Annotated in this window: 13 protein-coding genes; 9 read left to right on the top strand and 4 right to left on the bottom strand. The window is 60.6% G+C overall.

Annotated elements, in window-relative coordinates; translation table 11 throughout:
• Window positions 1–176: 176 nt before the first annotated feature.
• Window positions 177–1,772 (top strand): beta (1-6) glucans synthase, encoded by a 1,596-nt coding sequence (locus tag PSH64_RS08105; protein WP_305480411.1) that lies wholly within the window; start codon window positions 177–179, stop codon window positions 1,770–1,772.
• A gap of 76 nt (window positions 1,773–1,848) precedes the next feature.
• Here the strand turns inward: PSH64_RS08105 and PSH64_RS08100 are convergent, their stop codons facing one another.
• Window positions 1,849–2,217 carry a hypothetical protein gene (locus tag PSH64_RS08100; RefSeq protein ID WP_105339803.1) on the bottom strand — a complete coding sequence of 123 codons (369 nt, stop codon included), beginning with the start codon at window positions 2,215–2,217 and terminating at the stop codon, window positions 1,849–1,851.
• 221 nt (window positions 2,218–2,438) lie between these two features.
• On the opposite strand from PSH64_RS08100, the gene PSH64_RS08095 reads away from it, so the two are divergent.
• Window positions 2,439–3,737 (top strand): serine/threonine protein kinase, encoded by a 1,299-nt coding sequence (locus PSH64_RS08095; protein WP_105339804.1) that lies wholly within the window; start codon window positions 2,439–2,441, stop codon window positions 3,735–3,737.
• Window positions 3,730–4,518, top strand: coding sequence for a VacJ family lipoprotein (locus PSH64_RS08090; RefSeq protein ID WP_305480410.1), 789 nt, complete (start codon window positions 3,730–3,732; stop codon window positions 4,516–4,518). Before PSH64_RS08095 ends, PSH64_RS08090 begins: the two co-directional genes overlap by 8 nt.
• Before the next feature lie 79 nt (window positions 4,519–4,597).
• Here the strand turns inward: PSH64_RS08090 and PSH64_RS08085 are convergent, their stop codons facing one another.
• Window positions 4,598–5,512 carry a DUF808 domain-containing protein gene (locus PSH64_RS08085; RefSeq protein ID WP_305480409.1) on the bottom strand — a complete coding sequence of 305 codons (915 nt, stop codon included), beginning with the start codon at window positions 5,510–5,512 and terminating at the stop codon, window positions 4,598–4,600.
• A 134-nt stretch (window positions 5,513–5,646) separates the two neighbouring features.
• Between PSH64_RS08085 and PSH64_RS08080 the strand changes: the two genes are divergently transcribed.
• The gene (locus tag PSH64_RS08080; protein WP_305480408.1) at window positions 5,647–6,255 is read left to right on the top strand and encodes a TetR/AcrR family transcriptional regulator; all 609 of its coding nucleotides are present in this window, start codon (window positions 5,647–5,649) and stop codon (window positions 6,253–6,255) included.
• A gap of 128 nt (window positions 6,256–6,383) precedes the next feature.
• Here PSH64_RS08080 and PSH64_RS08075 read toward each other — a convergent pair whose 3' ends face one another.
• Complete coding sequence (locus PSH64_RS08075; protein ID WP_305480407.1) at window positions 6,384–6,842, bottom strand: transposase; 459 nt, start codon at window positions 6,840–6,842, stop codon at window positions 6,384–6,386.
• Window positions 6,843–7,059: 217 nt separating this feature from the next.
• Window positions 7,060–7,500 carry a heme-binding protein gene (locus PSH64_RS08070; RefSeq protein WP_105339809.1) on the bottom strand — a complete coding sequence of 147 codons (441 nt, stop codon included), beginning with the start codon at window positions 7,498–7,500 and terminating at the stop codon, window positions 7,060–7,062.
• A gap of 266 nt (window positions 7,501–7,766) precedes the next feature.
• On the opposite strand from PSH64_RS08070, the gene gcl reads away from it, so the two are divergent.
• The 5 genes from gcl to pyk all read left to right on the top strand — a co-directional run bounded on the left by gcl (window position 7,767) and on the right by pyk (window position 14,396).
• Window positions 7,767–9,542 carry a glyoxylate carboligase gene (gcl, locus tag PSH64_RS08065; protein WP_018925088.1) on the top strand — a complete coding sequence of 592 codons (1,776 nt, stop codon included), beginning with the start codon at window positions 7,767–7,769 and terminating at the stop codon, window positions 9,540–9,542.
• A 145-nt stretch (window positions 9,543–9,687) separates the two neighbouring features.
• Window positions 9,688–10,470, top strand: coding sequence for a hydroxypyruvate isomerase (gene hyi / locus PSH64_RS08060; RefSeq protein ID WP_105339811.1), 783 nt, complete (start codon window positions 9,688–9,690; stop codon window positions 10,468–10,470).
• Window positions 10,471–10,618: 148 nt separating this feature from the next.
• Entirely contained in the window at window positions 10,619–11,509 is an 891-nt protein-coding gene (locus PSH64_RS08055; RefSeq protein WP_305480406.1) for a 2-hydroxy-3-oxopropionate reductase, read from the top strand.
• A gap of 201 nt (window positions 11,510–11,710) precedes the next feature.
• Complete coding sequence (locus tag PSH64_RS08050; protein ID WP_305480405.1) at window positions 11,711–12,991, top strand: glycerate kinase; 1,281 nt, start codon at window positions 11,711–11,713, stop codon at window positions 12,989–12,991.
• Complete coding sequence (gene pyk, locus PSH64_RS08045) at window positions 12,981–14,396, top strand: pyruvate kinase (RefSeq protein ID WP_305480404.1); 1,416 nt, start codon at window positions 12,981–12,983, stop codon at window positions 14,394–14,396. The genes PSH64_RS08050 and pyk overlap by 11 nt, the downstream gene beginning before the upstream one ends.
• The last annotated feature ends 91 nt before the right edge of the window (window positions 14,397–14,487 follow it).

Below are 14,487 nucleotides of genomic sequence, written 5' to 3'. Positions count from 1 at the left end.
GGAGTACTGACGTATTGATCATCAACCCGACGCCAACAGTGACCTGCTCTGCCAGCGACCTCAAGGCATCGAGAAACGACATCAGAAGGCCATTAATCGCAACCACTAAAAAAGCAGAGGCCATCCCGCCTGAACTTTGCATGTCAAAACTATGCGGGCCACCAAGCGCGGGACAAATGCAGGTAACATGCCCGGCTTTGCTCCCAGACGGCCTGAACATGCCCGCGACATCACGTTTCCCATTTTTGGCTTATCTCTTCGCTTGCCTGCTGGGGCTTTTTGCCCTTGGCGGTTTCTGGTACGGCCTCGGCAAACCGGTGATCCTGCCGGATGTAGCCAGCTCGACGCACAAGCTGCAATGCGCCTCCTACACCCCCTTCGACAAAGACCAATCGCCATTCGATATGCCGTTCAAACTGCGCCCCGAGCGCATGGACGCCGACCTCGCCCTGCTGGCGACCCGTTTCGAATGCATTCGCACCTATTCCATGACCGGCCTCGAAGCCCTGCCCGGCCTGGCGCGCAAGCACGGCTTGAAGCTGATGATCGGCGCCTGGGTCAACAGCAACCCGGTGGACACCGCCAAGGAAATCGATCTGCTGATCGCCTCGGCCAATGCCAACCCGGACGTGGTGACCTCGGTGATCGTCGGCAACGAAGCCCTGCTGCGCAAGGAAGTCACCGGTGCACAGCTGGCAACGCTGATCAATAAAGTCAAAAGCCGGGTCAAGCAACCGGTGACCTACGCCGACGTCTGGGAGTTCTGGCTCAAACACCCGGAAGTCGCCCCGGCAGTGGATTTCCTGACCATCCATTTATTGCCGTACTGGGAAGACGATCCGTCGAACATCGATGCAGCGCTGCAACATGTGGCAGAAGTGCGCCAGGTGTTCGGCAACAAGTTCGCGCCCAAGGACGTGTTGATTGGCGAAACCGGCTGGCCGAGCGAAGGCCGTCAACGTGAAACGGCGCTGCCGAGCCGGGTCAATGAAGCCAAGTTCATTCGCAACTTTGTAATCATGGCCGAGCAGCAAGGTTGGCATTACAACTTGATCGAGGCTTTCGACCAGCCCTGGAAACGTGCCAGCGAAGGTGCGGTCGGGGGTTATTGGGGACTGTTCGACGCCGATCGCCAGGACAAGGGCGTACTCGCCGGGCCGGTCTCGAACGTGCCGTACTGGTCGCAATGGCTGGCGGTGGGTGGTTTGATCTTCATCGGCACGCTGATCCTCGGCGGTCGCGTTCGCAGCACTCGCGCGGCGTTGGTGCTGCCGCTGCTCGGTGCCCTGGCGGCCTGCTCGATCGGCGCCTGGAGCGACCTTGCCCGAGTCACCACCCGGTTTGCCAGTGAATGGTTGTGGGTAGCATTGCTGACGGGGTTGAATCTGTTGGTGCTGGCCCATTCCGCGCTGACCTTGAGCGCCCGCACCGGTTGGCGTGGACGCGCCTTCAATGCGCTGGAGCGTCGGGCCGGCTGGTGGCTGGCAGCGGCAGGTTTTGCCGCGGCAGTGATGATGCTGGAACTGGTGTTCGACCCGCGTTATCGCAGTTTCCCGAGTGTAGCGTTCATCCTGCCGGCGCTGGTGTATCTGTGCCGCCCGGTGAGCGTGCCGCGTCGGGAAATCGCCCTGCTGACCTTCATCATCGGTGCCGGCATTGCGCCGCAGCTGTTTCGTGAAGGTCTGCTGAATCAGCAGGCTTGGGGCTGGGCGCTGGTGAGTGTGTTGATGGTCGCGGCGTTGTGGCGCAGCTTGCGGGTTCGCAAGGGATAATCTTCAGCAGGCAAGCCCGTCTCCACAGGGTTTACGCAATCCTTGTGGGAGCGGGCTTGCTCGCGAAGGCTGATTATCAGGCACTACGAGAAGCCCGAACCAGACGCAAAGCAGCAATCACCACCGCAAACACCGCCAACGTGGTGGTGTACAACGCCAGTGCCGGAAACCCGAACACCAGCGCCAGTACCGCCAGCCACCACCCTGCCCGCCCCGGCAGCACAAAACCGGTCACGGCTGCCGCCAATGCCGCCCAGCCCAGCACCTTGAAATGAATCATCAAGCCCAGGTTCGAGCGCACCTGGCATTCCCAACGACTGGCCTCGTCAACGCAGATGCCGACCCATTGAGCATCCTCCATGAAGCCATAACGCGCGCCATAACTGGCGGCCAGCCACAATGGCAGAAGAACGAGCAGCAGAATCACGGGCAGACGGCGGGACATGAAGCACTCCAATAAACGAAATCGGCGGCCAGCTTAATCCCCCGCCCGTGGTAAGAAAACAACATCAATTAACTGTCCATGAAATAGCTGCAAAGTGTATCGTCCCGCTACCGTTGCTCCGAAATCAGGCCTGCTTGCCACCGAAGCATGGCACTTTGGTGCACATCCGATGGTCATAGCCTGCGAACTTCATCCGGCACCTTCCTCTAAGGGATCTAGTCATGCTCCGTTCCTTGCGCTTCGCCGCCCTGTTTGGCGGCTTGCTTTTAAGTGCGTCCGTACTGGCGGCCGACATTGATGCCGCCAGTTATGGCTACCCCCTGACCAACCCATTCGAGGCGACCATCGCCACGACACCGCCGGAGTTGCGCCCGGAATTGCCGCTGGACAGCGATATCAATCAAGAGGATCGCAGCGTCACATTGCGCCCGGAGCGTGAATTCAACCTGCCGGACAATTTCTGGCCGGTGAAAAAACTCACCTACCGCATCGCCACCCAGGATCATGCCGCCCCCTTGATCTTCCTGATCTCCGGCACCGGTGCACGCTATGACAGCACCCTCAACGAATACCTGAAAAAGCTCTACTACAAGGCCGGTTATCACGTGGTGCAGCTGTCGTCGCCCACCAGCTTCGACTTCATGAGCGCTGCCTCGCGCTTCGCCACTCCAGGCGTGACCAAGGAAGATGCCGAAGACATGTACCGGGTGATGCAGGCCGTGCGGGCGCAAAACCCGAAATTGCCGGTCACCGACTTTTTCCTGACCGGTTACAGCCTCGGCGCACTGGATGCGGCCTTTGTTGCGCACCTGGATGAAACCCGTCGCAGCTTCAATTTCAAGAAGGTCTTGCTGCTCAACCCGCCGGTCAACCTTTACACCTCGGTCACCAACCTCGACAAGCTGGTACAGACAGAGGTGAAAGGCATCAACAACACCACCACTTTCTATGAACTGGTGCTGAACAAACTGACCCGCTACTTCCAGCAGAAGGGCTACATCGACCTCAACGACGCTCTGCTCTACGACTTCCAGCAGTCCAAGCAGCACCTGAGCAACGAGCAGATGGCGATGCTGATCGGCACTTCGTTCCGCTTCTCGGCGGCGGACATCGCCTTCACCTCGGACCTGATCAACCGTCGCGGCCTGATCACGCCACCGAAATACCCGATTACTGAAGGCACCACCCTCACGCCATTCCTCAAACGCGCGCTGCAGTGCGATTTTGACTGCTACATCACCGAGCAGGTCATCCCGATGTGGCGCGCCCGCACCGACGGCGGCAGCCTGCTGCAACTGATCGATCAGGTCAGCCTGTACGCACTCAAGGACTACCTGCACGACAGCCCGAAAATCGCCGTCATGCACAACGCCGACGACGTGATCCTCGGCCCTGGCGACCTGGGTTTCCTGCGTCGGACCTTTGGCGACCGCTTGACTGTTTATCCATTGGGCGGCCATTGCGGCAACCTCAACTATCGCGTCAACAGCGACGCCATGCTGGAGTTTTTCCGTGGCTAAATACCCCCTGCTGATCGCCGCATTACTCTGTGCAGGCGTCGCCCATGCCGACAACAGCAAAGCCAACGCACCGGTTGTCATCGACAGCGACGGTTTCAAGGAACCGCTGAGCAAACTCAAATTCAACCCGGGGCTGGACCAGCGCGAGTTCGAACGTTCGACCCTCAACGCACTGAACGTCTATGACCCGCTGGAAGAGTGGAACCGCCGTGTCTACCACTTCAACTACCGGTTCGACCAATGGGTGTTCCTGCCCGTGGTCAACGGCTACCGTTACGTCACCCCTAGCTTCCTGCGCACCGGCGTCAGCAACTTCTTCAACAACCTCGGTGATGTGCCGAACCTGGCGAACAGCCTGCTGCAATTCAAGGGTAAGCGCTCGCTTAACACCACCGCGCGCCTGTTGCTCAACACCACCATCGGGGTCGCCGGCCTATGGGACCCGGCCACCGCCATGGGGCTGCCGCGCCAAAGCGAAGACTTCGGCCAGACGCTGGGCTTCTACGGTGTACCGGGTGGCGCCTATTTCGTACTGCCGATCCTCGGCCCGTCGAACCTGCGTGATACCGCGGGCCTGGCGGTCGATTACACCGGTGAATCGGCGATCAACTTCCTGAACGTTTCCGAAGTCAGCTCCAACCACCCGGAAATCTGGGCGCTGCGCGCCATCGACAAGCGCCACCAGAACAGCTTCCGCTACGGCCAGCTGAACACACCGTTCGAGTATGAAAAAGTGCGTTACGTGTATACCGAGGCGCGCAAGCTGCAGATCGCCGAGTAACTCCGCATGCAACAAAAAAGGCCATTCGATGTGCGTCGAATGGCCTTTTTTCATGTGCGGTGTATCAAACACCACAGGTTCAGGCTTTTACCGTTTTCCAGAGCTTGCCGACAGCCATCACCCCGATCAACACCGCCGCACCGGCCACAATCCCGGCCACTGCATTGAGCAACGTTGGCACGATGAACCCGGCCCCGCCGACACTTGCGGCGGCACTCTCGATCCAGTGATGAACCGCCGGCACGCCATGGGTCAGAATGCCGCCACCGACCAGAAACATCGCCGCCGTGCCGATCACCGACAGGCTTTTCATCATGTACGGCGCGGCGCGCAGAATCCCGCCGCCGATGCTTTGAGCCATCTGACCGGGTTTCTGTGTCAGCCACAGACCGAGGTCGTCGAGTTTGACGATACCGGCCACCAAGCCGTAGACGCCGATGGTCATGACGATGGCAATGCCCGACAGCACGATCACTTGCTGAGTCAACGAAGCGCCTGCCACTGTGCCCAGGGTGATGGCGATAATTTCCGCCGAAAGGATGAAGTCGGTACGGATGGCGCCTTTGATCTTGTCCTTTTCGAACGCCACCAGATCGACTGCCGGGTTGGCTACCGCCTCGACCAACTCGGCGTGTTCGGCCTGGTCTTCGGCTTTGCTGTGCAGAAATTTATGGGCAAGTTTTTCGAAGCCTTCGAAGCACAGGTAAGCGCCACCGACCATCAACAACGGCGTGACCAACCATGGCATGAACGCACTGATGGCCAACGCCGACGGCACCAGGATCAGCTTGTTGAGAAAAGAGCCCTTGGCCACCGCCCATACCACCGGGATTTCCCGCTCGGCACGCACGCCGGAAACCTGCTGGGCATTGAGCGCCAGATCGTCGCCCAGTACACCGGCGGTCTTCTTCGCGGCCATTTTGGTCATCAGCGCCACATCGTCCAGTACGGTGGCGATGTCGTCGATCAGCACCAGCAAACTGCTTCCTGCCATGAATCGGGTTTCCTTCTTGAATGAATGGTGCGCAGCATAACGCGACCCGAGGCTGCACGGGGCATTCTTGAGCGCCGCGCGAGGCCGGTGCTACCATGCGCAACCGCCAGAACAGGCAAGGAACTCCTTGGTTTATGAGCACTATCCGCGAGCGCAACAAAGAACTGATCCTGCGTGCCGCCAGCGAAGAGTTTGCCGACAAGGGCTTCGCTGCGACCAAAACCAGTGACATCGCGGCCAAGGCCGGGCTGCCCAAGCCCAACGTCTACTACTACTTCAAATCCAAGGAGAACCTCTACCGCGAGGTTCTGGAAAGTATCATCGAACCGATCCTGCAGGCCTCGACGCCGTTCAACGCCGACGGCGTGCCCGGCGAAGTGCTGAGCGGCTACATTCGTTCGAAAATCCGCATCTCCCGTGACCTGCCCTTCGCCTCCAAGGTGTTCGCCAGCGAAATCATGCACGGCGCCCCGCACCTGAGCCCCGACCTGGTCGAGCAACTCAACGGCCAGGCCAGGCACAACATCGATTGCATCCAGACCTGGATCGACCGCGGCCAGATCGCCCCCATCGACCCCAATCACCTGATGTTCAGCATCTGGGCCGCGACCCAGACCTACGCCGACTTCGACTGGCAGATCTCTGCGGTGACCAGCAAGGCCAAGCTGGATGAAGCCGACTATGAAGCCGCGGCGCAGACGATTATCCGGTTGGTGCTCAAAGGGTGTGAACCCGACCGATAAATCGCGGAGCGGCCTTCGCGAGCAAGCCCGCTCCCACATTGGATCTACTGCGTACACAAAATCTGTGAACAACAGAGATCAACTGTGGGAGCCGGCTTGCTCGCGAATGGGGCAACTCGGTTCCCCTATCAAACCCAAATGGCATCCCACAAAGGATAGTCACCCAATTTCTCAACCAGTCCCGCGCGCAAGGGGTTGGCAACGACATAACGGGCCACTCTCACCAAACTCTCCTCTTGCCGCAGTACATGATCATGAAAACTCTGCTGCCAAAGACTGCCTGTCCGTCCAGTCGCCGCATTGATCGATCGAGTACTCAAGGATTTCGCCTGGCACATCAATTGACCCAGTGATCCTTTTTGCAATTGAACAAGCCAATGAAAATGATCGGGCATGACGACCCAGGCCAATGAATCAGCAAAACCCTCGCTCTGTGCTTGCCTGAATTGATGTACGACCTTCCTGCCCAACGTGTAATCCTTGAAAACAGGCTCCCGCCCAAGCGTATTGGCCGTCAGTAGATAGATGCGGTTCTGCTCTGCATAGCGACCAATGCGCAGACGATGTGATGCTGACAGTTCAGGCATTCCTTTGCCCCCTTCATGGATGAAATCATGAAAAGGCTAGATCAGCGGACATAGGACAGTGGGGCAGACTTTTAGCTGGATGTGTCTGGGACATTGTCTTCGCGAGCAAGCCCGCTCCCACAGGGGATTTGCGGTGTTCACACATTTTGTGTCCACCGACGACCCAGTGTGGGAGCGGGCTTGCTCGCGAAAGCGGTAGATCAGTCAGCCTAAAAAATCAGGCAGCAATCCCCGCATCCGCCCTCAACCCCTGCCCCTCGATCGCCCTTATCGCACATTGCTCATCAACATCAGACAGATCCCCACTGATGCCCACCGCCCCCAACACAGTCCCGTCCTGATCCCGAATCAACACGCCGCCCGGTACCGGGACGACGCTGCCCTGCCCCAGGCTATTCAGCGCGGCGAAGAAGGCCGGGCGTTGTTGGGCGTCCTGTGCCAGCAGGCGTGAGCCCTTGCCCAGGGCGATCGCGCCCCAGGCCTTGCCAATGGCGATCTGCGGACGCAGCAGGCTGGCGCCGTCTTCACGTTGCAGGGTGATCAGATGCCCGCCGGCGTCCAGCACGGCAACGGTCAAGGGCGCGGCAGAGATGGCCCGCCCTGCGGTGATGGCCTGATCGGCCAGGTTGACTGCAACTTTCAAGGTTAAAGCGCTCATGGTGCCGTCCTCATTTTGTTATTGGGAAAGCCGTTGGATTGCTTTGTGTTGCGCAATCCGATGCAACAAATAGAACACAATGAATTATTTTTTTGTATACAATAATTCTAGAAAAGCGCCACATGCGACGAAAAGCCATAGTTCTTTGGGCTTCCGACGAATGAAACAGCCGCTTGAGAAAATGGATTGACCTGCGCCGTCCGCCGTGAATACACTCTGCGCAAAGCCACTTGTATACAATTACAAAACGTAAGAGGCACAAAACCATGAGCAAAATGAGAGCAATCGAAGCCGCCGTTCTGGTGATGCGCCGTGAAGGGGTCGATACCGCTTTCGGCATCCCGGGCGCCGCGATCAACCCGCTGTACTCCGCCTTGCAGAAGGTCGGTGGCATCGATCACGTCCTCGCTCGCCACGTTGAAGGCGCCTCGCACATGGCCGAGGGTTACACCCGCACCAAGGCCGGCAACATTGGCGTGTGCATCGGCACATCGGGACCTGCCGGTACCGACATGGTCACCGGGCTCTACAGCGCTTCGGCCGACTCGATCCCGATCCTGTGCATCACCGGGCAAGCACCGCGGGCCCGTATGCACAAGGAAGACTTCCAGGCCGTCGACATCACCAGCATAGTCAAGCCGGTCACCAAGTGGGCGACCACGGTTCTGGAGCCGGGCCAGGTGCCTTATGCGTTCCAGAAAGCCTTCTACGAAATGCGCTCCGGCCGTCCTGGCCCGGTGCTGATCGACCTGCCGTTCGACGTGCAGATGGCCGAAATTGAATTCGACATCGACGCCTACCAGCCGCTGCCACTGGCCAAGCCGAGCGCGACCCGCGTGCAGGTGGAAAAAGCCCTGGCCATGCTCGACCAGGCTGAACGCCCATTGCTGGTGGCCGGTGGCGGCATCATCAATGCCGACGCCAGCGAGTTGCTGGTGGAGTTCGCCGAGCTGACCGGTATTCCGGTGATCCCGACGCTGATGGGCTGGGGCACCATCCCGGACGATCACCCGCTGATGGTCGGCATGGTCGGCCTGCAAACCTCGCACCGTTATGGCAACGCCACGATGCTGAAGTCCGACGTGGTACTGGGCGTCGGTAACCGCTGGGCCAACCGTCACACCGGTTCGGTCGACGTTTACACCGAAGGCCGCAAGTTCATTCACGTCGACATCGAACCGACCCAGATCGGCCGCGTGTTCACCCCGGACCTGGGCATCGTGTCCGACGCCGCTGCCGCATTGACCGTGTTCATCGAAGTCGCTCGCGAATGGCAAGCCGCCGGCAAGCTGAAAAACCGCAGCGCCTGGCTGCAAGACTGTCAGCAGCGCAAAGCCAGCCTGCAGCGCAAGACTCACTTCGACAACGTGCCGGTCAAGCCGCAGCGCGTTTACGAAGAGATGAACCAGGTGTTCGGCAAGGACACTTGCTACGTCAGCACCATCGGCCTGTCGCAGATTGCCGGCGCGCAGTTCCTGCACGTCTACAAACCGCGTCACTGGATCAACTGCGGTCAGGCCGGCCCGCTGGGCTGGACCATCCCGGCCGCGCTCGGCGTGGTCAAGGCTGATCCGACCCGCAAGGTGGTAGCGCTCTCGGGCGATTACGACTTCCAGTTCATGATCGAAGAACTGGCCGTGGGCGCGCAGTTCAAGCTGCCGTACATCCACGTCGTGGTGAACAACTCGTACCTGGGGCTGATCCGTCAGGCCCAGCGCGGTTTCGACATGGACTACTGCGTGCAGCTGTCCTTCGACAACCTCAACGCTCCGGAACTCAACGGCTACGGTGTCGACCATGTCGCGGTCGCCGAAGGCCTGGGTTGCAAGGCGCTGCGCGTGTTCGAACCGGGTCAGATCCAGCCTGCCCTGCGCAAGGCTCAGGAGATGATCGAGGAGTTCAAGGTGCCGGTGATCGTCGAGATCATTCTGGAGCGCGTGACCAACATTTCCATGGGCACCGAGATCAACGCCGTCAACGAATTCGAAGACCTGGCGCTGGTCGGCAACGATGCGCCAACGGCGATTTCGTTGCTCGATTAAGAATGACCTGACACCTGTAGCAGCTGCCGAGGTACGAGGCTGCGTTGCGTGTCCGCAGGACCGCCATCGGGGGGCCGCTTCGCAGCCCAACGCAGCCTCGTACCTCGGCAGCTGCTACAGGCACATATTTTTACAGGAGACCACCATGCCGCGTTTCGCAGCCAACCTGTCCATGCTGTTCACCGAGCAGGATTTTCTTGCCCGTTTCGACGCTGCCGCCAAGGCCGGCTTCAGTGGCGTCGAATACCTGTTCCCTTACGACTTCAGCTCCGCCGACATCAAGGCCAGGCTCGATGCCAATGGCTTGACCCAGGTGCTGTTCAACCTGCCGGCCGGTGACTGGGCCAAGGGCGAACGCGGTATCGCGTGCCTGCCGGACCGGGTCGAAGAGTTCCGCGCCGGTGTCGACCTGGCCATTGCCTACGCCCAAGTGCTGGGCAACACCCAGGTCAACTGCCTGGCCGGTATTCGTCCGCAAGGCGTCGACGAGGCCACCGTGGAAAAAACCTTCGTCGCCAACCTCAAGTACGCGGCCGACAAGCTGCAAGCGGCGGGCATCAAACTGGTGATGGAAGCGATCAACACCCGCGACATTCCGGGCTTCTACCTGAACAACACGGCGCAAGCCCTGTCGATTCGCGAGCAGGTCGGCAGCGCCAACCTGTTCCTGCAATACGACATCTATCACATGCAAATCATGGAAGGCGACCTGGCCCGCACCATGGCCGCGCACCTGGACGAGATCAATCACATCCAGTTGGCCGACAACCCGGGGCGCAACGAGCCAGGCACCGGTGAAATCAACTACCGCTTCCTGTTCGAACACCTGGACCGCATCGGTTATCAGGGCTGGGTCGGTTGTGAATACAAGCCGCTGACCACCACTGAAGCGGGCCTGGGCTGGCTCAAAACCCATAACGCAATTTGACGCAATCCATGTGGGAGCGGGCTTGCTCGCGAAAGCGGTGTAACAGTCACATCGATGCTGAATGTTATGGCCTCTTCGCGAGCAAGCCCGCTCCCACCAAAAGCTTTCTCCTATTTGCTGAGCGACATAAAAACAAGAGGATTTTCTCATGGCTAAAATCGGATTCATCGGCACCGGCATCATGGGCCACCCAATGGCGTTGAACCTGCAGAAAGCCGGTCACAGCCTGTTCCTGTCGGCGCACCACGACCCCGCGCCTGCCGACCTGGTGGCTGCTGGCGCCGTCGCGCTGGCAAACCCGAAAGAAGTCGCCCAGGAAGCCGAATTCATCATCGTCATGGTGCCGGATACCCCGCAGGTCGATGACGTGCTGTTCCGCGCCGACGGTGTTGCGGCGGGCGTCGGCAAAGGCAAAGTCGTGATCGACATGAGCTCGATCTCGCCGACGGCCACCAAAACCTTCGCCGCCAAAATCAACGAGAAAGGCGCGCAATACCTCGACGCGCCGGTTTCCGGCGGTGAAGTCGGCGCCAAGGCCGCGACCCTGAGCATCATGGTCGGTGGTGACGCCGACGCCTTCGAACGTGCCCTGCCGCTGTTCCAGGCCATGGGCAAGAACATCACCCTGGTCGGCGGCAATGGCGACGGGCAAACCGCGAAAGTGGCGAACCAGATCATCGTCGCGCTGAACATCCAGGCTGTGGCCGAAGCGCTGTTGTTCGCCTCGAAAAACGGTGCTGATCCGGCCAAGGTCCGTGAAGCACTGATGGGTGGCTTCGCCTCGTCGAAGATCCTTGAAGTGCACGGTGAACGCATGATCAAAGGCACCTTCGATCCAGGCTTCCGCATCAGCCTGCACCAGAAGGACCTGAACCTGGCCCTGGCCGGTGCCCGCGAGCTAAACATCAACCTGCCGAACACCGCCAATACCCAACAGGTGTTCAGCACCTGCGCGGCCATCGGTGGCAGCAACTGGGATCACTCGGCGCTGATCAAGGGCCTGGAACACATGGCGAACTTCTCAATTCGCGATAAATAACGCCCTGCGCAAAAACCTGTGGGCGCGGGCCTGTGGCGAGGGGGCTTGCCCCCGTTGAGTTGCGAAGCAGCCCCAAAATCTCTGATACACCAAAGACTTTGTGAGCGCTACGCACTCAAACGGGGGCAAGCCCCCCCACCACAGGCCGCTCCCACAGGGAACCGAGTCGCCCTCCAATAACAAGAATTCCGGGAGCCCGCCATGTCGGTCGATCCGCAACAATTGCTGCGCGAGCTGTTTGCCACAGCCATCGACGCGGCCCATCCGCAGCACGTCCTTGAAGCCCATTTGCCAACCGACCGCAGCGGCCGGGTGATCGTTATCGGTGCCGGTAAAGCCGCGGCCGCCATGGCCCAGGTGGTCGAGCGCTGCTGGCAGGGTGAAGTGACAGGCCTGGTGGTGACCCGCTACGGCCACGGCGCCCCGTGCGAAAAAATCGAAGTGGTCGAAGCCGCGCATCCGGTGCCGGACGCTGCCGGTCTGGCCGTCGCGAAACGGGTTCTGGAACTGGTCAGCAACCTGAGCGAAGACGACCGTGTGATCTTCCTGCTCTCGGGCGGTGGCTCTGCCCTGCTCGCCTTGCCCGCCGCCGGCATCACCCTGGCCGACAAGCAATCGATCAACAAAGCGCTACTCAAATCCGGCGCGACCATCGGTGAGATGAACTGCGTGCGCAAGCACCTCTCGGCGATCAAAGGTGGGCGTCTGGGCAAAGCCTGCTGGCCCGCCACGGTTTACACCTATGCAATTTCCGATGTGCCGGGCGATCTCGCCACCGTCATCGCCTCCGGCCCCACCGTGGCCGACCCGAGCACCTCGGCTGAAGCGTTGGCGATCCTCAAGCGTTATGCCATCGAAGTCCCGGCCTCGGTGCGCAACTGGCTGCAAAGCCCCGAGTCGGAGACGGTCAAACCCGGCGATCCGAGCCTGGCCCGCAGTCACTTCCAATTGATCGCCCGTCCGCAGCAATCACTGGAAGCGGCGGCGGTGAAAGCCCGTCAGGCTGGTTTCAGCCCGTTGATTCTCGGCGACCTGGAAGGTGAATCCCGGGAAGTGGCGAAGGTCCACGCCGGCATTGCGCGGCAGATCCTCCAGCACGGCCAGCCGCTGGCGGCGCCGTGCGTGATTCTGTCCGGCGGCGAAACCACCGTCACGGTGCGCGGCAATGGCCGTGGCGGGCGTAATGCCGAATTCCTCCTGAGCCTGACCGACAGCCTCAAGGGCCTGCCCGGCGTCTACGCCCTGGCCGGTGACACCGATGGTATCGACGGCTCCGAAGACAATGCCGGCGCCCTCATGACTCCGGACAGCTACGCCCACGCCGCAGCTCTCGGTTTGAGCGCCAGCGATGAACTGGACAATAACAATGGCTATGGCTACTTCGCGGCGCTCGATGCACTGATCGTCACCGAGCCGACCCGCACCAACGTCAACGACTTCCGCGCCATACTGATCCTCGAGAGCCCTAAACATGACGCCTGACAAGAAGGTTAAAATCCTCGCCACCCTCGGCCCGGCCACCGACGGGATCGACGATATCCGTGAACTGGTGCGCGCCGGGGTGAATATCTTTCGCCTGAATTTCAGCCACGGCGATCACACCGACCACGCGCAGCGCTATCAGTGGATTCGTGAGGTCGAGCGCCAGCTGAATTACCCCTTGGGCATTTTGATGGACCTGCAAGGCCCGAAACTGCGGGTCGGCAAATTCGCCCAGGGCAAAGTGCAGCTATATCGCGGCCAGGCGCTGCGACTGGATCTGGATGCGACGCCGGGGGACGAGCGCCGGGTCAACTTGCCTCACCCGGAAATCATCGCCGCGCTGGAACCCGGCATGGACCTGCTGCTGGATGACGGCAAGCTGCGCCTGCGGGTGGTGACCAAGTACGCCGACGCCATCGATACCACGGTGCTCAACGGCGGCGAATTGTCGGATCGCAAAGGCGTCAACGTGCCACAAGCGGTACTCGACCTGAGCCCGTTGACCGCCAAGGACCGCCGTGATTTGAGCTTCGGTCTGGAGTTGGGTGTGGACTGGGTCGCGCTGTCGTTCGTGCAGCGCCCGGAAGATATCCGCGAGGCCCGTGCGCTGATCGGCGACAAAGCTTTTCTGATGGCGAAGATCGAGAAGCCATCGGCAGTGACTCAGCTGCGGGAAATCGCGGAATTGAGCGATGCGATCATGGTCGCACGCGGTGATCTGGGCGTGGAAGTACCGGCCGAAAGCGTGCCGCAGATTCAGAAAAACATCATCGGCACCTGCCGCCAACTCGGCAAACCGGTGGTGGTGGCGACGCAGATGCTGGAGTCGATGCGCTTCTCCCCAGCCCCGACCCGCGCCGAAGTCACCGACGTCGCCAATGCAGTGGCCGAAGGCGCGGACGCGGTGATGCTGTCGGCGGAAACCGCGTCCGGCGAGTACCCGCTGGAAGCCGTGCAGATGATGAGCAAGATCATCCGCCAGGTGGAAAACGGTCCCGACTATCAGACCCAACTGGACGTGAGCCGGCCGAAAGCCGAGGCCACGGTGTCGGACGCGATCAGTTGCGCGATCCGCCGCATCAGCAACGTGCTGCCGGTGGCGGTGCTGGTGAACTACAGCGAGTCCGGCACCTCGAGCCTGCGGGCGGCGCGGGAGCGGCCGACGGTACCGATCCTCAACCTGACGCCGAATCTGCAGACCGCTCGCCGGTTGACCGTGGCGTGGGGCGTGCACTCGGTGGTCAATGACCGGCTGCGGCAGGTGGATGAAGTGTGCTCGACGGCGCTGGAAATCGCCCAGGCGCAGGGGATGGCTCAGCGCGGGGATACGTTGCTGATTACGGCGGGGGTGCCGTTCGGGCAGCCGGGGTCGACCAACTCGTTGCGCATCGAGACGTTGATTTAGCGCCTGTACCGGCCTCTTCGCGAGCAAGCCCGCTCCCACATTTAATCTGTGGTCGACACAAGACCAATGTGGGAGCGGGCTTGCTCGCGAA

The sequence above is a fragment of the Pseudomonas sp. FP1742 genome (genome assembly GCF_030687145.1).
GTDB classification, from domain to species: Bacteria; Pseudomonadota; Gammaproteobacteria; order Pseudomonadales; family Pseudomonadaceae; genus Aquipseudomonas; species Aquipseudomonas frederiksbergensis_D.
Note: the sequence above shows the minus strand (reverse complement) of the source record. Positions and strands in the feature narration are given on the sequence as shown.

Coding starts and splice junctions, on each gene's coding strand:
- PSH64_RS08105 (WP_305480411.1), top strand. CDS start 177: ATGCAGGTAACATGCCCGGCTTTGCTCCCAGACGGCCTGAACATGCCC.
- PSH64_RS08100 (WP_105339803.1), bottom strand. CDS start 2,217: ATGTCCCGCCGTCTGCCCGTGATTCTGCTGCTCGTTCTTCTGCCATTG.
- PSH64_RS08095 (WP_105339804.1), top strand. CDS start 2,439: ATGCTCCGTTCCTTGCGCTTCGCCGCCCTGTTTGGCGGCTTGCTTTTA.
- PSH64_RS08085 (WP_305480409.1), bottom strand. CDS start 5,512: ATGGCAGGAAGCAGTTTGCTGGTGCTGATCGACGACATCGCCACCGTA.
- PSH64_RS08080 (WP_305480408.1), top strand. CDS start 5,647: ATGAGCACTATCCGCGAGCGCAACAAAGAACTGATCCTGCGTGCCGCC.
- PSH64_RS08075 (WP_305480407.1), bottom strand. CDS start 6,842: ATGCCTGAACTGTCAGCATCACATCGTCTGCGCATTGGTCGCTATGCA.
- PSH64_RS08070 (WP_105339809.1), bottom strand. CDS start 7,500: ATGAGCGCTTTAACCTTGAAAGTTGCAGTCAACCTGGCCGATCAGGCC.
- gcl (WP_018925088.1), top strand. CDS start 7,767: ATGAGCAAAATGAGAGCAATCGAAGCCGCCGTTCTGGTGATGCGCCGT.
- hyi (WP_105339811.1), top strand. CDS start 9,688: ATGCCGCGTTTCGCAGCCAACCTGTCCATGCTGTTCACCGAGCAGGAT.
- PSH64_RS08055 (WP_305480406.1), top strand. CDS start 10,619: ATGGCTAAAATCGGATTCATCGGCACCGGCATCATGGGCCACCCAATG.
- PSH64_RS08050 (WP_305480405.1), top strand. CDS start 11,711: ATGTCGGTCGATCCGCAACAATTGCTGCGCGAGCTGTTTGCCACAGCC.
- pyk (WP_305480404.1), top strand. CDS start 12,981: ATGACGCCTGACAAGAAGGTTAAAATCCTCGCCACCCTCGGCCCGGCC.